This window comes from Nocardiopsis sp. ATB16-24 (assembly GCF_030271535.1).
Taxonomy (GTDB): domain Bacteria; phylum Actinomycetota; class Actinomycetes; order Streptosporangiales; family Streptosporangiaceae; genus Nocardiopsis.
Map to the genome: position 1 here is coordinate 86,745 of NZ_JASCXJ010000008.1, position 21,040 is coordinate 107,784.

At 69.9% G+C, this 21,040-nt stretch carries 17 protein-coding genes; 12 read left to right on the forward strand and 5 right to left on the reverse strand.

Going from position 1 to position 21,040, the window contains the following annotated elements; genetic code table 11:
• Positions 1-6 precede the first annotated feature (6 nt).
• The 4 genes from typA to PFX91_RS11310 all read left to right on the forward strand — a co-directional run bounded on the left by typA (position 7) and on the right by PFX91_RS11310 (position 4,626).
• On the forward strand, positions 7-1,893 hold the full coding sequence (gene typA, locus PFX91_RS11295) for a translational GTPase TypA (protein ID WP_285731444.1): 1,887 nt from the start codon (positions 7-9) through the stop codon (positions 1,891-1,893).
• Between the two features lie 92 nt (positions 1,894-1,985).
• Positions 1,986-2,654, forward strand: a complete 669-nt coding sequence (locus tag PFX91_RS11300; RefSeq protein ID WP_285731445.1) for a DUF6758 family protein — start codon at positions 1,986-1,988, stop codon at positions 2,652-2,654.
• 57 nt (positions 2,655-2,711) lie between these two features.
• A complete protein-coding gene (locus tag PFX91_RS11305) occupies positions 2,712-3,587 on the forward strand; it encodes a PHP domain-containing protein (protein ID WP_285731446.1) in 876 nt (291 codons plus the stop codon).
• 112 nt (positions 3,588-3,699) lie between these two features.
• Positions 3,700-4,626: an MBL fold metallo-hydrolase gene (locus tag PFX91_RS11310; RefSeq protein WP_285731447.1), complete on the forward strand. Its 927-nt coding sequence runs from the start codon at positions 3,700-3,702 to the stop codon at positions 4,624-4,626.
• Between the two features lie 79 nt (positions 4,627-4,705).
• Here PFX91_RS11310 and PFX91_RS11315 read toward each other — a convergent pair whose 3' ends face one another.
• Positions 4,706-5,614: an alpha/beta fold hydrolase gene (locus PFX91_RS11315; protein ID WP_285731448.1), complete on the reverse strand. Its 909-nt coding sequence runs from the start codon at positions 5,612-5,614 to the stop codon at positions 4,706-4,708.
• 199 nt (positions 5,615-5,813) lie between these two features.
• Positions 5,814-7,307 (reverse strand): DEAD/DEAH box helicase, encoded by a 1,494-nt coding sequence (locus PFX91_RS11320; RefSeq protein ID WP_285731449.1) that lies wholly within the window; start codon positions 7,305-7,307, stop codon positions 5,814-5,816.
• A gap of 561 nt (positions 7,308-7,868) precedes the next feature.
• Here PFX91_RS11320 and PFX91_RS11325 point away from each other — a divergent pair.
• The 3 genes from PFX91_RS11325 (at position 7,869) to PFX91_RS11335 (ending at position 9,522) form a co-directional block, all read left to right on the forward strand.
• Positions 7,869-8,552 carry a ferritin-like fold-containing protein gene (locus PFX91_RS11325; RefSeq protein WP_285731450.1) on the forward strand — a complete coding sequence of 228 codons (684 nt, stop codon included), beginning with the start codon at positions 7,869-7,871 and terminating at the stop codon, positions 8,550-8,552.
• A gap of 163 nt (positions 8,553-8,715) precedes the next feature.
• Positions 8,716-9,027, forward strand: a complete 312-nt coding sequence (locus tag PFX91_RS11330) for a DUF6401 family natural product biosynthesis protein (RefSeq protein ID WP_285731451.1) — start codon at positions 8,716-8,718, stop codon at positions 9,025-9,027.
• A gap of 252 nt (positions 9,028-9,279) precedes the next feature.
• Positions 9,280-9,522 (forward strand): hypothetical protein, encoded by a 243-nt coding sequence (locus PFX91_RS11335; protein WP_285731452.1) that lies wholly within the window; start codon positions 9,280-9,282, stop codon positions 9,520-9,522.
• 136 nt (positions 9,523-9,658) lie between these two features.
• On the opposite strand, the gene PFX91_RS11340 is transcribed toward PFX91_RS11335, so the two are convergent.
• From PFX91_RS11340 to PFX91_RS11350, 3 genes are all read right to left on the reverse strand, one after another.
• The gene (locus PFX91_RS11340; protein ID WP_285731453.1) at positions 9,659-10,456 is read right to left on the reverse strand and encodes a mechanosensitive ion channel family protein; all 798 of its coding nucleotides are present in this window, start codon (positions 10,454-10,456) and stop codon (positions 9,659-9,661) included.
• Positions 10,457-10,721: 265 nt separating this feature from the next.
• Positions 10,722-11,360 carry a TetR/AcrR family transcriptional regulator gene (locus tag PFX91_RS11345; RefSeq protein WP_285731454.1) on the reverse strand — a complete coding sequence of 213 codons (639 nt, stop codon included), beginning with the start codon at positions 11,358-11,360 and terminating at the stop codon, positions 10,722-10,724.
• Positions 11,361-11,597: 237 nt separating this feature from the next.
• On the reverse strand, positions 11,598-11,828 hold the full coding sequence (locus PFX91_RS11350; protein ID WP_285731455.1) for an Rv3202a family protein: 231 nt from the start codon (positions 11,826-11,828) through the stop codon (positions 11,598-11,600).
• A gap of 281 nt (positions 11,829-12,109) precedes the next feature.
• Between PFX91_RS11350 and moeZ the strand changes: the two genes are divergently transcribed.
• The 5 genes from moeZ (at position 12,110) to PFX91_RS11375 (ending at position 20,970) form a co-directional block, all read left to right on the forward strand.
• Positions 12,110-13,273: an adenylyltransferase/sulfurtransferase MoeZ gene (moeZ, locus tag PFX91_RS11355; protein ID WP_285731456.1), complete on the forward strand. Its 1,164-nt coding sequence runs from the start codon at positions 12,110-12,112 to the stop codon at positions 13,271-13,273.
• Between the two features lie 272 nt (positions 13,274-13,545).
• Entirely contained in the window at positions 13,546-13,932 is a 387-nt protein-coding gene (locus tag PFX91_RS11360; RefSeq protein ID WP_285731457.1) for an SPW repeat domain-containing protein, read from the forward strand.
• A gap of 86 nt (positions 13,933-14,018) precedes the next feature.
• A complete protein-coding gene (locus PFX91_RS11365) occupies positions 14,019-14,345 on the forward strand; it encodes an MGMT family protein (protein WP_285731458.1) in 327 nt (108 codons plus the stop codon).
• A gap of 84 nt (positions 14,346-14,429) precedes the next feature.
• On the forward strand, positions 14,430-17,573 hold the full coding sequence (locus PFX91_RS11370) for an ATP-dependent helicase (protein WP_285731544.1): 3,144 nt from the start codon (positions 14,430-14,432) through the stop codon (positions 17,571-17,573).
• On the forward strand, positions 17,566-20,970 hold the full coding sequence (locus PFX91_RS11375; protein ID WP_285731459.1) for an ATP-dependent helicase: 3,405 nt from the start codon (positions 17,566-17,568) through the stop codon (positions 20,968-20,970). Before PFX91_RS11370 ends, PFX91_RS11375 begins: the two co-directional genes overlap by 8 nt.
• Positions 20,971-21,040 lie beyond the last annotated feature (70 nt).

Sequence of the window (21,040 nt, forward strand, 5' to 3'; positions counted from 1 at the left end):
TTTCCCATGTCCAGCGCTACACCCGTCGAGGGCTCCGCACGCCGTGGCGATCTCCGCAACGTCGCGATCGTGGCCCACGTGGACCACGGCAAGACGACGCTCGTCGACGCCATGCTCTGGCAGTCCGGAGTGTTCCGCGAGAACCAGGACGTTCACGACCGGGTGATGGACTCCGATGACCTGGAACGCGAGAAGGGCATCACCATTCTCGCCAAGAACACCGCCGTCCACTACACCACGCCCGAGGGCGAGGACGTGGTCATCAACATCATCGACACCCCCGGCCACGCCGACTTCGGCGGCGAGGTCGAGCGCGGCCTGTCGATGGTCGACGGTGTGGTCCTGCTCGTCGACGCCAGCGAGGGGCCGCTCCCCCAGACCCGCTTCGTGCTCCGTAAGGCCCTGGAGGCCAAACTTCCGGTCATCCTCGTCATCAACAAGGTCGACCGGCCCGACAGTCGTATCGCCGAGGTCGTGGACGACGCCTACGAGCTGTTCATGGACCTGGACGCCGACGAGTCCCAGATCGACTTCCCGATCGTCTACGCCTGCGCCCGGGACGGAAGGGCCTCCCTGGAGCGCCCCGCCAACGGCAGCGTTCCCGACAACGACAACCTCGTGCCGCTGTTCAGCACCATCCTGAAGACCATCCCGGCTCCCGAGTACATCCCCGGCGCGTCCTTGCAGGCCCACGTCACCAACCTGGACGCCTCCCCGTTCCTGGGACGCCTGGCGCTGTGCCGCGTCCAGCAGGGGGAGCTGCGCAAGGGCCAGCATGTGGCGTGGATCCGCGCCGACGGCAGTGTCCAGCAGGTCAGGCTCACCGAGCTGTTCATGACCGAGGGACTGGAGCGCAAGCCCGCCGAGAAGGCCGGTCCCGGTGACATCGTCGCCATCGCCGGCATCGACGACATCATGATCGGCGAGACCATCGCCGACCCACAGAACCCGGTTCCGCTGCCGCTGATCCAGGTCGACGAGCCCGCCATCTCCATGACCATCGGCACCAACACCTCACCGCTGGTCGGCAAGGCCAAGGGCACCAAGGTCACCGCCCGTCTGGTCAAGGAGCGGCTGGACAGGGAACTCGTCGGTAACGTCTCCCTGCGCGTCCTGCCCACCGAGCGTCCCGACGCGTGGGAGGTCCAGGGCCGTGGGGAGCTGGCGCTGGCCATCCTGGTCGAGCAGATGCGCCGTGAGGGCTACGAGCTGACCGTCGGCAAGCCCCAGGTGGTCACCAAGGTCGTGGACGGCAAGGTGCACGAACCCGTCGAACGCCTGACCGTGGACGCCCCCGAGGAGTACATGGGCGCGATCACCCAGTTGCTCAGCGTCCGCAAGGGCCGTATGGAGAACATGGTCAACCACGGCACCGGCTGGGTGCGGATGGACTGGTTGGTGCCCTCCCGCGGCCTCATCGGTTTCCGGACCGAGTTCCTCACGGAGACACGCGGCACGGGTATCGCCCACCACGTCTTCGAGAAGTTCGAGCCGTGGTTCGGTGAACTGCGCACCCGCGCCAACGGCTCCCTGGTGGCGGACCGCCCCGGAGCGGCCGTCGCGTTCGCGATGTTCAACCTCCAGGAGCGCGGCACGCTCTTCGTCGAGCCGGGCACCGAGGTCTACGAGGGCATGGTCGTGGGGGAGAACTCGCGTTCGGAGGACATGGACGTCAACATCACCAAGGAGAAGAAGCTCACCAACATGCGCTCGGCCACCGGCGAGGAACTGGAGCGCCTGGTGCCGCCGCGCAAGCTCTCCCTGGAGCAGGCCCTGGAGTTCTGCCGCGAGGACGAGTGCGTGGAGCTCACCCCCGAGCACGTGCGCATCCGCAAGGTCGTTCTGGACCAGAAGGAGCGCGCCCGGATGACGGCCAACAAGAAGCGCCGTTAGCACCGTCCTTCCGATGGCGGCGAGGTGGAGGCCGCCCCGCTCCGCGCGTGGCGCGTTTTCCGGACGAACGTGTCGGGTAGACCCTGAGCAGCATGAAGTCCGAGCCCACGTGTCCCCGCTGCGGGCGCGCGGTCCAGCCTCCGGGGCTGTGGACCAGCGCCTGGCAGTGCGACGTCCACGGAGCGGTGGCGCCCCTCCAGCAGGTGCGCGCCCCCGGGGCCGTGCCCCTGGAGGCGCTTCTGTCCCAGGCACGGGTTCCGGTGTGGATCCCCTGGCCGCTGCCGACCAACTGGGTGGTCACCGGTTTCGCCGAGTGTGGTGACGAGCGCAGCGGCGCCATGGCCGTCGCCGTCGCGCTTTCGGGGCCCGATCCGGTCGGCGGTGTCGGAGAGGTCGTCATCGTCGCGGAGGACCCCGGTATCGGCCTCGGCGCCCGCCTCGCCGGAATGGAGGGCCCGGACCCCGGTCACGGTTTCGACGACTCGGCCGCCGACGCCAAACTGCGCTTCGACGGCCACGAGGTCACGTTGTGGAACCTGGACCTGGGGCATGATCGCCGCGCCGTCTACACCGGCGAGGCCCTCGCCCACTGGCTGTGGCTGGTCTTCGCCTCGGCGGACACCGCCATGCTGATGTGCGAGATCAACGCGCTCCGGGATCTGCGTGACATCCGGGACGGGGGCATCGCGCTGGAACCACCCTTCGGCGCTCCCAGCCCTTTCCTCGCCGAGGCGCTCGCGCCTTGGGACACGACGGACTGAGGTCGCCAGCACCGTCCGCGCGGGACGTGTCGAGCCGGACTTACGTACAATCGCCCGGTGACACGTATCGACCTGCACTCCCACAGCTCCGTCTCCGACGGAACCGACACCCCTGCCGAAGTCGTCGAGTACGCGGTCGCCGCGGGTCTCGACGTGCTCGCGCTCACCGACCACGACACCGTGGCCGGGATCGAGGAGGCCGCCCGAAAACTGCCCGCCGGCTTCACCCTCGTTCCCGGGATGGAGTTGTCCTGCGCCTACGAGGGGTCCAGCGTCCATCTGCTGTGCTATCTGTTCGACCCCGAGGAGCCGGATCTGGCCGAAGAGCTGCGCCGTGTGCGCTCCGATCGCGCCTCCCGTGCGGAGGAGATGGTCCGCAAACTCCGTGAGCACGGAGTGGGCGTCACCTGGGAACGGGTGTTGGAGATCGCCGGAGCCGGACACGAGGAGCACGCCGACGCCAACACCATCGGCAGGCCCCACCTGGCCCGCGCGATCGTGGAGGCGGGGGCGGCGAGGGACGTCCAGGACGCCTTCGACCGCTGGATCGGCTCGGGAGGTCCGGCCTACGCCTCGCGTTACGCGATCGACCCGGTCCGCGCGGTGGGGCTGGTGCGCGCGGCGGGCGGAGTGTGCTCGCTGGCCCACCCGGGGCGTGCGGAAGGCTCCCTGAACAACACGGTCCCCCTCGAACTGGTCGAGCGCATGGTCGCCGCGGGAATGGGGGCGATCGAGGCGGACCACCCCTCGCACAACCGGGCCCAGGCCAGGTACTGGCGCGGTGTCGCCGATGACCTGGGCGTGGTGGTCACCGGTTCCAGCGACGACCACGGAAGCCTGACCGGTCGGCGACTGGGGTGTCGGACCACCGCCCCGGAGGCGTTCGAGCGGCTCGTGGCGCCGGCGACGGGAACGCCCCTGTTGCGGGGGTGAAGCATGTACCGGATCCTCAGAGTCCGGTACGGTACCGACCACTGCGCGGGAACGCGACAATGGTCGCAACGCGATTCACCCGTACTCGGACGAACTCGAAAGGTCTGACGCCGTGTTCTGGAAGCGGAAGCCGAAGAGACAGGACGGCCAGGAGGCCACCGATTCCGCTGCGGGGGCCGCGGCGGACAAGGAGGAGGCCGTCACCGAGCAGGACGACGGGGAGAGCGCGGAGAAGCCGGAGGCGGAGAAGACCACGGCCGAGACCGGGGAGGGCACGTCCTCCGACGACGGTGACGCCGGGGAAGAGGCCGATGACGGGACCGAGGCCGAGAAGGAGTCCTCGGAGCCCGAGGAGGACGCCGGGACCGGCGACGTCTTCGCGGACGAGAACGAGGAGGTCGGGGTGACCGGCCCCGACGGGGACGGCATCACGCGTGTGCGCACCGCCGGCGTCTTCGAGTTCGAGGGCGAGAAGAACGAGGTCGTCAGCAACACCTGGATCGTGAAGGCGGACGAGGAGGGTGTCGTCGTCATCGACCCCGCCCACGACGCGGAGGCCGTCCTCAAGGCCGTCGGCGACCGCGAGGTCTACCTCGTGGCCTGCACCAACGCCTACAGCCCCCACATCGAGTCGGCCATCAAGGTGGCGGAGGAGTTCGAGGCGCCCATCGCACTGCACCCGCGTGAGATGCGTGCCTGGCGTCGCCACCACGGTGCCGAGCACCGTCCGGAGATCGAGGTGGAGGGACAGGGCGCCCTGGACATCGGCGACCTGCACATCGACGTCCTCGCCCTGCCCGGTACCTCCACCGGCACCGTCGGTTACTACATCAGCGAACTCGGCGTCGTCTTCAGCGGTGACACCCTGCGCAAGGGCGAACCCGGCATGGTCGGCAACACCTACGTCGACTACACGACACAGCTGGCCTCCATCGGCGAGGCGTTGCTCTCCCTGCCTCCGGACACCCGGATCCTGCCCGACCGCGGTCCGTCCACCACCTCGGGCGCCGAGAGCAAGAACTTCGACTCCTGGGTCTGACGGGCCCGCACCGAGGCACCGGGACCCCGATCACCGATCCGCCGCGCCACGTCTCCTTCGGTGGCGCGGCGGCCGTGATTCAGTGACGGCCGACCGACTCCGCCTCGTTCCAGAACGAGGTCAAAGCGCTCGCGGTGGTCTCGGGCGCCTCCACGTTGGGGGAGTGACCCGCACCGGGCACCACCAGACGCCTGGCGCCCAGGCGTTCGGCCATCCGGTCCTGTTCCCGCGGAGACCACGCGTCGTCGTTCTCGCCGTACAGGACCAGTGTGGGCATGTCCACCCGAGCCAGCTCGTCCACGCGGTCCGGTGCGGACACGAGCTCCTCGGCCATGTGCATCAGGCCCACGGCGCTGCTGGACAGCAGCCGCCTGCGTAGGAAGTCATGGATCTCGGGCCGGGTCGTGCGCGACCGCGCCACCGCGTCGAACTGCTCCTCCCACAGCTGCCTGAGCCGCTCGGCGGTGGGGTTCATGGACACGGCGGCGATGAGGTTCCCCGCCGTACCCGCACCAGGGCCGCTCAGAGCGCCGGGGCCCGAGCACATCAGGGTGAGAGAGGCCGGCGGCGCCGTCGCGGTCAGCGCGGCCTCGCGGCAGACCAGGCCGCCGAAGGAGTGCCCCAGCAAGTGGACGGGTCCGCCCTCACCGACCTGCTCCAGGACCTCGGCGACCACCGCGCCCAGGGAGGGCAGGCGGTAGTCGGGGCGGCGTACTCCGGGGACGGGGGGAAGGGACTCGGGCCCGGGAGACTCGTGGTTACCGGGAAGGTCGATCGCGACCACTTCCCGCCCGGCCTGGGCCAGGCTCTGGAAGAGGGCGATGAAATCCTCCTTGCTGCCCGTGAAACCGTGCACCAGGAGGGCGGGGGCCAGCGTGGAACCACCGGAGGTGGGAAACGCCCGCAGCGCGGCCACCGGACCGTACGACAGGGTCATGTCCGTGCGCCGCACGCCCGGTGGCAGATCGATGAACCGAGGTGTACTCACGTCGGGCCACCCTAGACGATCGGTGACCCCGGCCGGACGGACCCGGGCCGTGACCGCGGGCACCGGCCCCGAGAGGGCGGCACCCGTCCGTCCCGGCCGTGGCACCCATGGAGGCGGGTGCCACGCGGTTCCGGTCGCCGTTCCGCCCGTCGGGCGGCGGACGTCGGCCGGTCATGTCCGTCGGTGCGGACCCCCGAGATCAGGTGTTCTCGGGGTCACGCCGGGCGGCGCTGACACCACCGCGTGTACGACGGCGTCGACGCACCCTGCGGGGACCCTCCGCCGAGGACGCGGTGCCCTCGCGCGTGGTCTCCGCGGGAGCCGTGGAGCCGGAGGAGGCCTTGTCCGCCGGACCCTCGGTGCGGGCCTGGCCGCCGCGCGTACGTTGGCGCGAACGGCTGCGGCCGCGTCCGCCCTCGCTCCGACGTCGACCACCACGCTCGCCTCGCGGCATGCCGGTGTCGCCGATGTCCTCGATCTCCTCGGCTTCGAGGCCCGCGTGCTCGTCGCGCCTGTCCGCGGCCAACTTGCCCTTGGTCCCCGCCGGGATCCGCAACGCCTCGAAGAAGTGCGCGGAGGTGGAGTAGGTCTCCTCCGGCTCGGCGAACGGAAGATCGAGCGCGGCGTTGATCAGCTTCCACCGCGGCATCTCCTGCCAGTCCACGAAGGTGACGGCGGTGCCGCTGCGCCCGGCCCGACCGGTACGGCCGATGCGGTGCGTGTAGGTCTTCTCGTCCTCGGGGGTCTCGTAGTTGACCACGTGGGTGACGTCGTCCACGTCGAGTCCCCGGGCGGCCACGTCGGTGGCGACCAGGATGTTGATCTTGCCGTTGCGGAAGGCGCGCAGAGCGCGCTCGCGTTGGCTCTGCCCCAGGTCTCCGTGGACGGCCGCGACGGCGAATCCACGCTCCTTGAGTTCGCCGGCCACCCGGTCGCAGGCCCGCTTGGTCTGGCAGAACACCATGCTCTGGCCGTGGTCCTCGGCCTGCAACAGACGGGCGAGCATCTCGATCTTGTCCATCTGGTGGGTGCGGAACGCGTGCTGCGTGATCTGCCCGGTGATGGCCGTGCCGTCGATCTCGTCGTCGTCACCCGCGCGGACGTGGGTGGGACGGTGCAGGTACTTGCGCGACAGGGAGACGATCTCGCTCGGCATGGTGGCCGAGAAGAGCATCGTCTGGCGTTCCTGCGGAATCCTGGTGAGGATGCGCTCGATGTCGGGCAGGAAGCCCAGGTCGAGCATCTTGTCGGCCTCGTCCAGCACCACGGCGGACACCTGGTCCAATCGCAGGTGCTTCTGCTTCTCCAGGTCCAGCAGACGCCCCGGGGTGCCGACGACGACGTCGGTCCCCTCCTTGAGACCGTTGATCTGCGGCTCGTAGGAACGGCCGCCGTAGACGGTCAGGATCCGACCGCCGCTGCGCTTGGCGGCGGTGGTCAGGTCGGCCGCGACCTGGATGGCCAGTTCACGGGTGGGGACCACGACCAGGGCGCGGGGCCGCTTGGACGAGCCGGGGGCGGCCTGCGCCCGCTGGAGGAGCGGGAGGCCGAAGGCGAGGGTCTTGCCCGTACCGGTACGGGCCTGACCGATGATGTCGCTGCCGTCCAGTGCGATCGGCAGGGCGAGTTCCTGGATGGGGAAGGGTTCGACGATCCCCTCCGCCTCCAGTGCGTCCGCGAGCTCGGTGCTCACACCCAGATCGCGGAAGGTCGTCTTGGTCTTGGTCGTCTCTTCTGTGCTGCTCAGGGCTCAAGCCTCCATCTTCGCGGGCCGCAGGCTCCTGCGTGGCCGCGGCGGGATGCGGTCGTGGCCGGCTCCTGACCGCCAGGCGGGCGCGGCTCACCTCGGCCTCGTGGTGAGGCGGTGTCGTGGCGCTGCCCTGGCCGGTCCGTGCGGCGTGGGGGGTCCCCCGCCGCGGATCGTGACCTTCCCCGCTCGGTACGGGGAGCATCCGTGGTTCGTCGTTGGTCCTCACGCGACTCGGGACCCAACGGTGGTCCGAGCCTGTGTGGGCGCCGCCTGCGCGGCACCGGTGCGTGGGAGATCCCCGCGTGCGTGAGGAGATTGTCGAGTAGGACGCACACGCCGGTCATCACGCAGAGTCTAGCCGTTGGAGTGCCAGGTGGACATAGGACGGTTCACCTGGCTGTGGACGGCGTGGACCGTACCCGCTCTCAGCGGGTGCAACCGTGTCCACGGTCTGTTTAGTCCCCGGTTCGGTGTCCGAGCGGCCCGGACGATACTCTGACCGACATGACCCAAGGCTCCTCTGACAGCGCCGGCGTGATCGACCTGCTCGGACTCCTCGCCTACGCCGAGCTGGGTTCCTTCTTCCGGCTGGCCGACGACGCGGGGCTGGCGCCCTCCCTGCGGTCCAAGGGACAGCTCGCCGCCCTGGCGGCCGCGGAGCAGGCGCACTACCAGGTGCTGCGAGACCGTCTGGAGGAGCTGGGCGCCGACCCGGAGGAGGCCATGGCCCCCTTCGTGGAACCCCTGGACGCCTGGCACAGCAGGACCGAACCGCAGAGTTGGCTGGAGAGTCTGGTCAAGACCTACGTCGGCGACGGTATCGCGGGTGACTTCTATCGCAAGGTCGCCGCGCTGGCCGACGAGGAGACGCGAACCCTGGTGGAGGGGGTTCTGGCGGAGACCGGTCGTGCCGAGTTCGTCGCGAGCACGGTGCGCGCGGCCCTGGAGGAGACCCCCACGCTGGCGGGGCGTCTGTCCCTGTGGGCCCGTCGCCTGGTCGGCGAGGCGCTCAGCCAGGCGCAGGCGGTGGCGGTGGCCCGCCCCCACCTCGCCGCGCTGTTGGCCGCCCAACGGTCGGAGACGGGCGACGGTGGTGGCCTGGGCGACCTGGCGGCGGTCAGCAGGATGTTCGCCTCGCTCACCGACCGGCACGCCGCCCGCCTGGAGGCCATGGGTCTGTCCTCCTGAAGCCGCACGCTGGGGCGAGCGCAGAACTTACCCACCTTTGACCCGACCTTGGGGTTTCTTGGTCAAAGATGGGTAATATCCACCACTTTCGTAACGATTCGTTGGTGGTCTCCCTTAATATCGATGAAGTTTCCGTCTTCTGACCACCCGAGTAGGTACTTCCATGCCCAGTGGGACCTCCGTGCGCCATCCGCTGGCCGGACTCACCCGTGACTTCCACCGGATCGGTCCTCTCAGCGGTCCGATCGAACCCTGGCTGTGCGCCGAGCTGGACCAACACGCCGCCGAGGTGCGCGAGGGCATCGCCGCTTCGGGCAGTGGATTCAACGCTCGGAGCCTCGGCACCTACCTTCACGGCTTCCTCGACGGCTGCCTCGAACAGGGTTGGGACTCCGACGCCGTCGAGTACGACTGGGAGACCATCCGCGTACTCGCGATCTGCCGGCTGGCCAAGGAACACGGTTTCGTCCGCTAGGTTGGTGACGTCCGCAGGCTGGCGCGTTCTGGAAACCGAACTTCGCGGCCCTGGCGGATTCTCCGGCGGAAATCCCGCGCTGGGCGTACGCTGAAACGGGTCGGTGGCTCCACAACGACCGGTGGCGGTCGGTGCACCGTGGTCGGGTCCCGCGGGATGTCATGCGGGACCGACGGCGTTACGCGGGTCCGGAAGAGATCCCGACGCCGTAACTGGCGGAGCGGCCCACAAGGCCGCAGGAAAGGAAGGCGAATGGGGAGCGGTCGGCATGGCGCGGCGCGCCCACCGGTTGGCGTCCTGATTCAGCAGGATCGTATCGACTTCGCGCTTTTCGCACTGATCTTCGTCGTCGCACTCGTGTCCATGGTCCTCACCGGGCCGGGAAGTGTCGCCTTCTGGTTGGCCTTCCTCCCGATCATCGCATCCGTCGTGCTGACCTTCCGGCGGATCGAACACCTCTCTCGCCTGGAACTGCGCGACTCGGAATTCCTCTAGGCGGCTTTCTCCGGTGCGAGCCCTTCTCCACGGGGCCCCAGGACGCATCACACGCACGAACACACGGATGAGGGCGGGACCCGACGGCCCCGCCCTCACCTCTTCTTTCGGTACGCGATCGTGCCGCGCGGCCGTCCTACGGGGCCTGCGGCTCATCGCCCATGCCGCGTCGTGAGGCCTGGGACGTGGCTCCCTCACGCGGCTCCGCGCGTTCGGTGGAGGTGGGACGGTTCATGGCCGCCTCACGTCCCGCGCGGTAGCTGCTCTCCTCGCTGATGCGATCGGTCTCCCGCTCGGCGACGTCGAGCCACCGGGCCCAGCGCCCGCGCATCGGCTCGATCATGCCGCCGCCCACGCCGACGACGAGGATACCGCCGATGGTGGCCAGGACCGTGACCAGTACGGGCAGGGTCACGGTGACGGCGACGCCTATCTGGTTCAGCGCCGCGATGACGCCGAGGCCCAGGACGAACACGGCCGCCACGTTGGCCAGGATCCGGCCGTAGGACAGAGCGCCCAGCGCGCCGGAGATGACGTCACGAAGGGCCTTGGCGATCATCGCCGCCACCACGATGATGACCAGCGCGACGATGGCGTGCGGAATCCAGGCGATGATCTCGCTGAGCAGCGTGCTGACGGGGTTCGGTCCGAAGACGTTGAACGCGAGTGTGAGCACGAACAACAGCGCGACGTAGTAGATGATCTTTCCGCTCAGCTCACTGGCGGTCCAGCGGCTACGCTCGAAGTACTCGCCCATGCCCCCGCGGTGCAGCGCCCGGTCCAACCCGACGCTGTGCAGGCCCTTGGCGACGGCCTTCCCCACCAACCAGGCGATGATCCAGCCCAGGACCAGGATCACGAGGAATCCGACCAGAAGCGGCACGAAATTCGCCACCGCCTGCCAGGCCGTCGTCAATCCCTGACCCACGTCCATACGTCTTCACCTCCAAATCGCTTGCTCCGTCGGGTTTGCCGAATGGCGGACCGGACGGATACGGCGAAGAGAAGCGCGTTGCTTCTCATCCCGCCGATACCCGACGTGCGGCGATTGAACCGCTTGTCATACACGCGTTGGGGCGAATCCTATTTTTTGGGAATTTCCTTGAGAAAAAATGGGTGGCAATTTCCCTCGTGCTGTGACAAAAGAACCCGGGGCGCGGAACACGCCCCGGGGAACCGCCGTGGAGTGACGGGAGAGGTCAGTCCTGTCCGTCCGCCTTGCGCTGTAGATCCCAGCCACTGATACCGCGCCAGGCCAGGCGGGCCACCAACTGCTCCGCCGCGTCCTTGGGGACGGAACCGCGGCTGTTGAGCCAGTACCGGGCGCTGGTCTCGGCCATGCCGACCAGCCCGATGCTGAGCAGATGCGCCTGTTCGTCGGAGATGCTGGTGTCCTGACGGATCACCGCCCCGATCAGCTCCGCGCAGCGCTGGAGGGTCTCCTCGCTCTTCTCCCGCACGGCGGGCAGGTTGCGCAGGTCGGACTCGAAGACCAGCCTGAAGGCCTCCCCGTCCCCCGCGACGAAGTCGAAGTAGGCGCGGAAACTCGCGATGACGCGCTGACGGTTGTCATCGGTGCTCTCCAGCGCCTCGCGCTGCTTTTCGACCAGCACCTCGGAGTGCTCCTCGAGCAGAGCCAGATACAGCTCCAGCTTTCCCGGGAAGTGCTGATAGAGCACCGGCTTGCTGACGCCGGCACGATCGGCGATCTCGTCCATCGCCGCCGCGTGGTACCCGCGCGCGACGAAGACCTCCTGCGCCGCGGCCAGGAGTTGGCGGCGGCGTCTCACCCGGGGCAGACGGGTGCCCCGCGTGCGGGCGTCTGAAGGAGCTGTCACACCCACACCCTCCGAACTCGGAATGGCGGATACACGCCTTCGCCGGACATCTGCGTGGCCGGGTCTGGCCGAACACGGCCAGCGGCGCGTTCCATGTCTTCCCTCATCTTACTCTCGCGTAGCTTCTTCCCGCGCAGGGAAGAAGGCCGGTCCGGTGGGGTCGAGGAGGGGAGGTCTTCCTCACCGGGCGCGTGCACTCGTCGCCGACGGTCCTTCGGAAGGGAGCACGGGGGCGGGTCAGCGCCATTCGTCCTCGTCCAACTCGACCTCCAGGGCCTGCTCCACCACATCGGCCTCGGAGGCGCGGTGGAGACTGTCCTCCGAGGGGTGGTCCCACCCGTTCTCGGCCTCGTCCACGGCCGGCGTGCTCTGGTCGACGGCGTCGGCCTCGGGGACCTCGACGACCTCGGGGACGGGGCTCCCCTCGGCGGCGGTGCCCCGTCCCACGGAACGATCCTCCTGTGCCACAGGTGCCTCCCAACATCGGTCTCCGAGCGTACACACGACCACTACCCACCGCCTGGGCCGGTACGCCGGAGCGCGTGGAATGAACACCCGTGCCGCGGTGGTTGACGCCGGCGGGACGTGCGCGGACCCACGTGTGCTCAACACCTCCCGGGGGTGGGAATGGAAAACCCCACCCGTTAGGTTGGGTATGAGTGCAAGCATGTTTCGCGCACCCGTCCCCTCGCCCGGTGCTCCCTTGGTACGGGTGGTGTGAAGCAACCGAACAGACATGAGGAGTCACAGTGTCGCTGCCGCCGCTGGTGGAACCAGCTGACGAGCTGACCGTGGACGAGGTGCGCCGTTACTCGCGTCACCTGATCATCCCCGACGTGGGCATGGACGGGCAGAAGCGCCTGAAGAACGCCAAGGTCCTGGTCGTCGGCGCGGGCGGTCTGGGTTCCCCGGCGCTGCTCTACCTGGCCGCCGCCGGTGTGGGGACGCTCGGCATCATCGACTTCGACGTCGTGGACGAGTCCAACCTCCAACGTCAGATCATCCACGGACAGAGCGACCTCGGTCGACCCAAGGCCGAGTCCGCCCGGGACAGCGTCAAGGAGGTGAACCCCAACACCCGCGTGATCCTGCACCAGGAGCGCCTGGAGTCGGACAACGCGCTGGAGATCCTCGGCGGTTACGACCTGATCCTGGACGGGACCGACAACTTCGCGACCCGCTACCTGGTCAACGACGCCTGCGTCATCCTGGGCAAGCCCTACGTCTGGGGTTCGATCTACCGCTTCGACGGTCAGGTCAGCGTCTTCTGGAACGAGTACGGGCCCCAGTACCGCGACCTGTACCCCGAGCCCCCGCCGCCCGGTATGGTCCCCTCCTGCGCCGAGGGCGGCGTGCTGGGGGTGCTGTGCTCCTCCATCGGCTCGGTCATGGTCAACGAGGCCATCAAGCTGATCACCGGTATCGGGGAGCCTCTGGTGGGTCGTCTGCTCATCTTCGACGCCCTGGAGATGAGCTGGCGCGAGGTCAAGGTCCGCAAGGACCCCGACACCGAGCCGGTCACCGAACTCATCGACTACGAGGCGTTCTGCGGCACCGTGTCGGAGGAGGCCGGTGCGGCGGCGGCCGGCGCGACGATCACCGCGTCCGAGCTCAAGGACCTGTTGGACCACAAGCCCGACGAGATCTTCCTCGTGGACGTGCGCGAGAAGAACGAGTACGAGATCGTCAACATCCCGGGGGCCACGCTCATCCCCAAGGACCAGTTCCTCAACGGCAAGGCGTTCGAGCGGTTGCCGCAGGACAAGCGTGTGGTCCTGCACTGCAAGTCGGGTGGGCGTTCCGCCGAGGCGCTGGCCGCGGTCCACGCGGCCGGGTTCTCCGACGCCGTCCACGTGGGCGGCGGCGTCCTGGCCTGGATCAACCAGGTCGACCCGAGTCTGCCCGCCTACTAGGTCGTTGATGGGAGTTTCAGGAAACTCCCATCAACGATCCAGCGGCGCATCCACCCGAGTCCGCCTCGTCCGTGGGGTGGTCTCCACCGTCCGCCCGGGTCGCCGCCTACGACGCCGTCGCGTTCGGGAGGTCGGCGGTGGTGCCGGAAGAACTCTTCCGGCACCACCGCCGACCGTTTTTTCATGGTTTGCCTGATTTGTGCCACGAGTGGGTAGGGGTCGGCAGAGGCCGTCGTCGGCCGGCGACGGCCGGGCTGCTGGGAGGTGGCTCCATGCGACTGAGAGGACGCTGGACCGACTGGGCCGCGATGCTCGCCGGCCTGGCCCTGGGACTGAGCTACGTCTGGCACGGGATGTACGGTCTCGGCGCGGGCGCGATGTTCGTCCTCGGCCTGTGCACCATCGTGGCCTGCGTCATGTCCATCACGCGCCCCGCGGGGGTGGCGAGCGAACTGAGCCTGCTGGGGATCGGTGTCGTGGTCCTCGCGCTGCCGTTGCTGCTGGGCTTCACGGGCACGGCCGTGGCCGCGTGGACGGCGTGGATACTCGGTGCGGTCCTGATCGTGCTGGGGGCGTTCGGCCTGTTGAAGGCCGTCCGAACCCGCAGACGTGATCCCGAACTGGCCTGGCCCCAGCACGGTCACGAGGTCTTCACCTGACCCGTGCGCGCCTGGAGGCCGAACCGGGGCCGCTCCCGCACCGGGAGCGGCCCCGAGGCGTCGGAGACCGTCTGTAGGCTGCCGGGGTGTTCACAGACGAAGAGGGCGGACCGGACGACTACGCCGAGGAGGTCCTGGCACTGGTCGAGCGGATCCCACCCGGACGGGTGATGGCCTACGGCGACGTCGCCGAGTACGTGGGAAGGGGAGGCCCCCGCCAGGTCGGCTCGGTCATGTCCACCTGGGGCGGGGGAGTGCCCTGGTGGCGTGTGGTGCGCGCGAACGGGAGCCCGGCCTCCGGACACGAGGTCCGCGCGCTGTCGCACTACGCGGCCGAGGGCACCCCGATGCGCCCGGGAAGCGACCGCGTGGACATGGGACGTGCCAGATGGGAGGGACCCGAGGAGCAGTGAGGGGCCTCCGTGAGGGGGAGGACGTGCGGGGTGGTCACCGACCTCTGGTGAACTGGTGGGGTGAACACGACTTCGTACCGTCTCGTGCGGCGCGCCCACCAGGTGCGGCCGGCACCGGTGCTGGACGACGACCAGCGGCGCGTGGTCGAACACGCGGGCGGCCCCCTGCTGGTCCTGGCCGGACCCGGCACCGGCAAGACCACCACCATCGTCGAGGCCGTCGTCGACCGTGTCGACCATCGCGGTGTGGACCCCTCACGGGTCCTGGTGCTCACCTTCAGTCGCAAGGCCGCCCAGGAACTCCGCGAGCGCATCACGGCCCGGTTGCGTCGCACCACACGTGAACCCCTGGCCCTGACCTTCCACAGCTACGCCTACGGCCTGATCCGCCGCGAGTTCCAGCGGATGGGCGACCTGCCGCCACGCCTGCTCTCGGGACCCGAACAGTTGATGGAGGTCCGAGAACTCCTCAGGGGCGAGGCGGGGGACGGAGGCGTCGACTGGCCCGAACGCCTGCGGCCCGCTCTGGAGACCCGCGGCTTCGCCGAAGAACTGCGCGACTTCCTCATGCGCGCCCAGGAGCGGGGTATGGGACCGGCCGAGTTGGAGGCGCTGGGCCGCGAGCGTGGCCGTGACGACTGGGTGGCCGCCGCAGGGTTCCTCGAACGCTACACGGGCCGCTTCGACATCGCACCGGTGCCCACGCTCAACTACGCCGAACTGGTGCGGGTCGCCGCGAACCTGCTCTCCGATCCCGTGGTCCAAGAACGCGAGCGCGCCGCCCACGAGGTCGTGTTCGTCGACGAGTACCAGGACACCGACCCCGCGCAGGAGGAACTCCTGCGCGCTCTGGCCGGGGACGGCCGAGACCTGATCGCGGTCGGCGACCCCGACCAGTCCATCTACGGCTTCCGCGGCGCCGAGGTCCACAACATCCTCGACTTCCCGCGCCGTTTCACGACCGCGCAACGTACGGAGGCCCCCGTGGTCGCGCTGCGCACCTGCCGCCGCAGCGGTGCGGCCCTGCTGTCGGCCTCGCGCGGCCTGACCCGGCGTCTGCCCGCCGTGGCCTCCGCCCACGGTCGCGTCAACGAACACCGGGAGCTGATCCCCGCCGAGGGGCTGCCCGCCGGTTCGGTTCGGGTGCTGTCGGCCGACAGCAGCACCCAGGAGGCCGCGGTCATCGCCGACACGCTGCGTCGTGCCCACCTGATCGACGGCGTCCCGTGGTCGGACATGGCCGTCCTGGTGCGTTCGGTCGGCCGCCGACTACCGGTGCTGCGTCGTGCCCTGGCGGCCGCCGCGGTCCCCGTCGCGGTCGGCGCCGACGATCTGCCCCTGGCGGCCGAACCCATCGTCCGGCCCATGCTCGCGTTGATCCGCTACGGCCTGTTCCCCGACGAGCTGGACGACGAGGCCGCCCGAGAGCTGCTCACCAGCGCGTTCGGTGAGGCCGACACGGTACGACTGCGCCGACTGGTGCGAGCCCTGCGGCGCCTGGACCTGGACCGCGCCCACGCCCGCGGTCCGGGGGAGGACGGGGACGGCGGCACCTACCGGCCCTCCTCCCGGTTGCTCGTGGACGTCCTGCGCGACCCGACCGAACTCGCCCTCGTCGACCCGGAGGTCGCCGCGCCCGCCGTCCGTGTCGCGCAGGCGTTGAGCACCGTCCGCACCCTGGCCGCGAAGGGCGCCGACGCCGAACAGGTCCTGTGGGAGCTGTGGCGTGACAGCGGCCTGTCCGACCGGTTGCTGCGCGCCGTCCTGGCCGGAGGCCGCAGGGGCGCTTCCGCCGACCGTGACCTGGACGCCGTGGTCGCCCTGTTCGAGAGCGCCGCCCGTTACTGTGACCGGCTGCCCCCAGGCACCCCCGCCGGGTTCCTGGAGGATCTCGCGGCCCAGGAGATCCCGGGCGACAGCCTCGCCGAACGCGCTCCCGAGGGCGAAGCGGTGCGCATCCTCACCGCCCACCGGTCCAAGGGGCTGGAGTGGGACCTGGTGGTGGTCGCCGGGGCCCAGGAGGGTGACTGGCCCGACCTCAGACTGCGTGGCTCCCTGCTCGGCGTGGAGGAGCTCGTGGACGCCGACGTGCACTCCGCCGACTCCTTCGGAGCCGCACTGGCCTCCAAACTCCTGGACGAGGAGCGCCGTCTTTTCTACGTGGCCCTCACCCGCGCCCGTCGCACGCTGGTGGTGACGGCCGTGGGCGGCGAGGACACCGACGAACGCCCCTCACGCTTCCTCTCGGAAATGGGCGTGGGCGAACCCGAGCCCGTCAGCACCGGCCTGCGCTGGCTGTCCCTGCCCTCACTGGTCGCCGACCTGCGCTCGGTCGTCACCGACCTTCGAGCCCCCGAACCGCTGCGCGAGGCCGCCGCCCGCCACCTGGCCCGGCTCGCGGAGGAGGGCGTGCGCGGGGCCGACCCCTCCGAGTGGTACGCGCTCACACCCTTCAGCGACGACCGTCCCCTGGCCGACGCCCAGGACACCATCCGGGTCTCGCCCTCCCAGGTGGAGAGTTTCACCAACTGTCAGCTGCGCTGGTTGCTCGAACGCGTCGCCGGAGCCTCCTCCGGCGACGCCGCGTCCGCCCTCGGCACGGTCGTACACGCGGTCGCCGTGCTGGTCGCCCAGGGCAGCACCCCGGAGGAGATCAGCGGACGCATGGACGAGATCTGGGCCGACCTGGACTTCGGCGGCCCCTGGCAGTCCAGGGCCCAACGGGACCGTGCGGACACGATGGTCCGCAAACTCATCGACTGGGAGGCGGCCAACGACCGCGAACTGGTCGTCACGGAGGAGGGGTTCCGGGTGGACGTGGGCGGTATCGAGATCACCGGCCGTGTCGACCGCCTCGAACGCGACGACCAGGGCCGAGCCGTGGTCGTGGACATCAAGACCGGCAGGAACAAGGCCGAGGACCTGGCTCGCCATCCCCAGCTCGGCGTCTACCAGATGGCGGTCCTCCAGGGGGCCTTCGCCCGGCTCGGACTCACCGAACCGGGGGGCGCCTCGCTGGTGCAGGTCGGAGAGAAGATCAAGAAGGCCAGAGAGCAGGCCCAACCCCCCCTGGGCGAGGACCCCGATCCCGGATGGGCCGGGACGCTGGTGCGCGAGGTCGCCGCCGGCATGGGAGGGTCCCGCTTCACCGCCACACGTCACAAGGGCTGTAGGTCGTGCGCCGTTCGCTCCTGCTGCCCGGTCCAGGATGAGGGCAGACATGTCTGAAACCCACCCCCGCCCCCACCCCCACCCCGCGTCGGATCCCCCTCCCTCCGCACCGCCTCCCCGCTTCACCCCCGCCGAACTCGCCCGTCTTCTGGGACAGCCGGAGCCGACGGCGGAACAGGCCGAGGTCATCTCCGCGCCCCTGGAACCCGGCGTGGTCATCGCGGGTGCGGGGTCGGGCAAGAGCGAGACCATGGCCTCCCGAGTGGTGTGGCTCGTGGCCAACGGCCATGTGCGTCCGGAGCAGATCCTCGGCCTGACCTTCACCCGCAAGGCCACCGCCGAACTGGCGGAACGCGTGCGCAGGCGGATGGAACAGCTGAGGGAGACCGAACAGCTGCCCGAGGAGCTGCTCGACGGTGAACCCACCGTGTCGACCTACAACGCCTACTCCGGACGCATCGTCGCCGACCACGCCCTGCGCGAGGCCGTCGAACCGAGCTCCCGCCTGCTCAGCGAGGGCCAGGCCTGGCAACTCGCGGCCCGTGTGGTCGGCGAGTACGACGGCCCCATGGACCTGATCACGGTCGGAGCCGACACGGTCACACGCCGGGTCCTGGATCTGTCCGGGCAGATCGCCGACCACCTCACCGGCACGGAGCAGATCCGAGGGATCGGGCGATGGCTGCGCGCGTCGATCGAGGCCCTGCCGCGCAAACCCACGGTGCCCACGCGCAACCTGCTCAACGCCCAGCTGCGCCGTGAGCAGCTCCTGCCCCTGGTGGAGCGCTACGAGCACGCCAAACACGTCCGTGAGGCCATGGACTTCGGCGACCAGGTGTCCTTGGCGGCACGCATCGCCCAGAACCACCCGGAGGTCGGTCTCATCGAGCGGAGCCGGTTCCGTGTGGTCCTCCTGGACGAGTACCAGGACACCAGCCACGCCCAGCTCGTACTGCTGCGTGCCCTGTTCGGGGAGGGCCACCCGGTCACCGCGGTCGGCGACCCCTGCCAGTCCATCTACGGCTGGCGCGGAGCCGTCGCGGCCAACCTCACCAACTTCCCCCACGACTTCCCCGCCTCGCCCGGTCGCGCCGCGCCCGTACGCCGCCTGGCCACCAGCTTCCGTAACGGGGAGCGCGTCCTGGAGGTCGCCAGGCGTATCTCCGAACCCCTCCGTGTCCAAAGCCCCGAGGTGCCGGTCCTGTATCCCGGCCCGGCGCGGCGCGGCAGGGGCGTGGTCCACACCGGACTGTTCGCCGGACAGAAGGACGAGGCCGCGTGGATCGCCGAACGGGTCAGGAGCTACCTGGACGCCGGCCCCGGAGAGCCGGGCGGGGCGGAGACCGCGCCGGACGGCCTGCCATGGCCGACCGGAGAGTCCGGCGGGGCCGAGGACGGCGGCGTCGGTCCCGGAGACATCGCCGTGCTGTGCCGCAAGCGCTCCCAGTTCCCGGCACTGCGCGAAGCCTTGGAGGAGCGTGGCGTTCCGGTGGAGGTCGTCGGGCTGGGCGGCCTGATGATGGTGCCCGAGGTCCGCGACATCATCGCCACCCTTCGGGTGGTCCACGACGCCTCGGCGGGCAACGAACTCGCACGCATCCTGACCGGGCCGCGCTGGCGCATCGGGCCGCGCGACCTGGCCGCGCTCGGTGCCCGCGCCGCCGAGTTGGCCCGTCAGAGCAGGCGCGACCTCACCTCACCCGACCCGGGGGAGGAACCGGAGGACGACATCCTGCGCCGCACCGTACTGGACCTGACGGCGGAGAGCGGCAGTCTGGTGGACGCCCTCGACGATCCCGGTCCCGCCGAGAACTACTCCGAGACCGCCCGTGAGCGGCTCGGTCTGCTCGCCGAGGAACTGCGCACCCTGCGCAAACTGGTCGGACAACCCCTGCCCGACCTGATCACCGAGATCGAGCGGATGCTCGGACTGGACATCGAGGTGGGGGCACGGACCGGACGCGAGCCGATGTCGGCGCGCGCGGACCTGGACGCCTTCGTCGACCACGCGTCCCGCTTCGTCGGCAACAGTGAGGATCCCACCCTCGGCGGCTTCCTCGGTTACCTGAGGGCCGCGGCCGAGCGGGAGAGCGGCCTGGCGCCCGGCGAGCGCGTCGGAAGCGGCGACACCGTCAAACTGATGACCATGCACGCCGCGAAGGGGTTGCAGTGGCCCGTGGTGGTCGTGCCGGGGATCAGCGGCGGCAAGTACGCCCCGTTGTTCCCCACGAGCCTGTCCGAGGGCGACATGTGGATCAAGGGCGAGCACCTGCTGCCCTACCGGCTGCGCGGTGATCGTCGGAACCTGCCCGAGCTGCTGTCGGTGGACAAGAAGGGCATCGACGAGTTCAAGGCCGCCGAACAGGAACGCCATCTGTCGGAGGAACGGCGGTTGGCCTACGTCGCCGTCACCCGCGCCTCCTTCGCCCTGTTGTGCACGGGCCACTGGTGGGGACACGACGCCGCGAGCGAGCGCGGACCCTCGCTGTTCCTGGAGGAGATCCGTCAGGCCTGTGAGGACGGAGCGGGGAAGGTCGTGCACTGGGAACCCCGGCCCGATCCCGACGCCAATCCCTACGAGGAGGAGGACGACGGTACGGCCGTGTGGCCTCCGCGGAAGGACGAGGGGGACGAGGACTCCGACCGCCGGGCCGGGATCCTCTCCGGCGCCGACCTCGTCCGGCGCTCCCGTGCGAGGCTGCGAGAAGGGGGCGTCGAGCCGGAGGAGGGGGCGTGGCCGCAGGGGCTGCGTCGCCGCCTGCGGGGATGGGAACGCGACACCGAGCTCTTGTTGGCCCACCGCCGTGCCGAGGAACAGCGTACCGAGGAGGGGCCCGTCCAGGTCGAGCTGCCCGGACACCTGTCGGTCTCGTCCATGGTGTGGCTGGCACGTGACCCCTCCGCCCTGGCCCGGCAGATCCGGCGCCCGCTGCCGCGACCGCCCGCGCCGCACACCCGTCGGGGCACCGCGTTCCACTCCTGGCTGGAGCAGCGCTTCGGTCGACGCGCCACGCTGCTGGACGAGCTGCCCGGTGCCGCGGACGAGACCGCGGGAGAGGACGAGGACCTCGCCGAGTTGCAGAGCCGCTTCGAGGAGAGCGAGTGGGGCTCGCGGATCCCCGAGGAGGTGGAGGTCTCCTTCGAGACGGTCATCGGCGACCGGCTCATCCGGGGACGCATGGACGCGGTCTTCCGTGATCCCGAGACCGGCCGTTACGACGTGGTGGACTGGAAGACCGGACGACCGCCCGCCACCGACGCCGAGCGTCGGGCCGTGGGCGTGCAGTTGGCCGCCTACCGTCTGGCGTGGGCGGAGTTGGCCGGGGTGGAAGCGGAGGAGGTACGCGCCGCCTTCCACTACGTGCGCGCCGGACTGACCGTGCGTCCCGCCGATCTGCTCGACGCCGAGGGGCTGGCGGCGCTCATCGAGGCGATCCCCGAACCCGGGGGATGACCGGAGGAACGACGGTGGACGGTCGCTCCGAGGCGGCGTCGGCCCGCGTGCCGTCCGCGTTCTAGGCTCG

Coding starts and splice junctions, on each gene's coding strand:
- typA (WP_285731444.1), top strand. CDS start 7: ATGTCCAGCGCTACACCCGTCGAGGGCTCCGCACGCCGTGGCGATCTC.
- PFX91_RS11300 (WP_285731445.1), top strand. CDS start 1,986: ATGAAGTCCGAGCCCACGTGTCCCCGCTGCGGGCGCGCGGTCCAGCCT.
- PFX91_RS11325 (WP_285731450.1), top strand. CDS start 7,869: ATGACCCAAGGCTCCTCTGACAGCGCCGGCGTGATCGACCTGCTCGGA.
- PFX91_RS11330 (WP_285731451.1), top strand. CDS start 8,716: ATGCCCAGTGGGACCTCCGTGCGCCATCCGCTGGCCGGACTCACCCGT.
- PFX91_RS11335 (WP_285731452.1), top strand. CDS start 9,280: ATGGGGAGCGGTCGGCATGGCGCGGCGCGCCCACCGGTTGGCGTCCTG.
- PFX91_RS11340 (WP_285731453.1), bottom strand. CDS start 10,456: ATGGACGTGGGTCAGGGATTGACGACGGCCTGGCAGGCGGTGGCGAAT.
- PFX91_RS11360 (WP_285731457.1), top strand. CDS start 13,546: ATGCGACTGAGAGGACGCTGGACCGACTGGGCCGCGATGCTCGCCGGC.
- PFX91_RS11375 (WP_285731459.1), top strand. CDS start 17,566: ATGTCTGAAACCCACCCCCGCCCCCACCCCCACCCCGCGTCGGATCCC.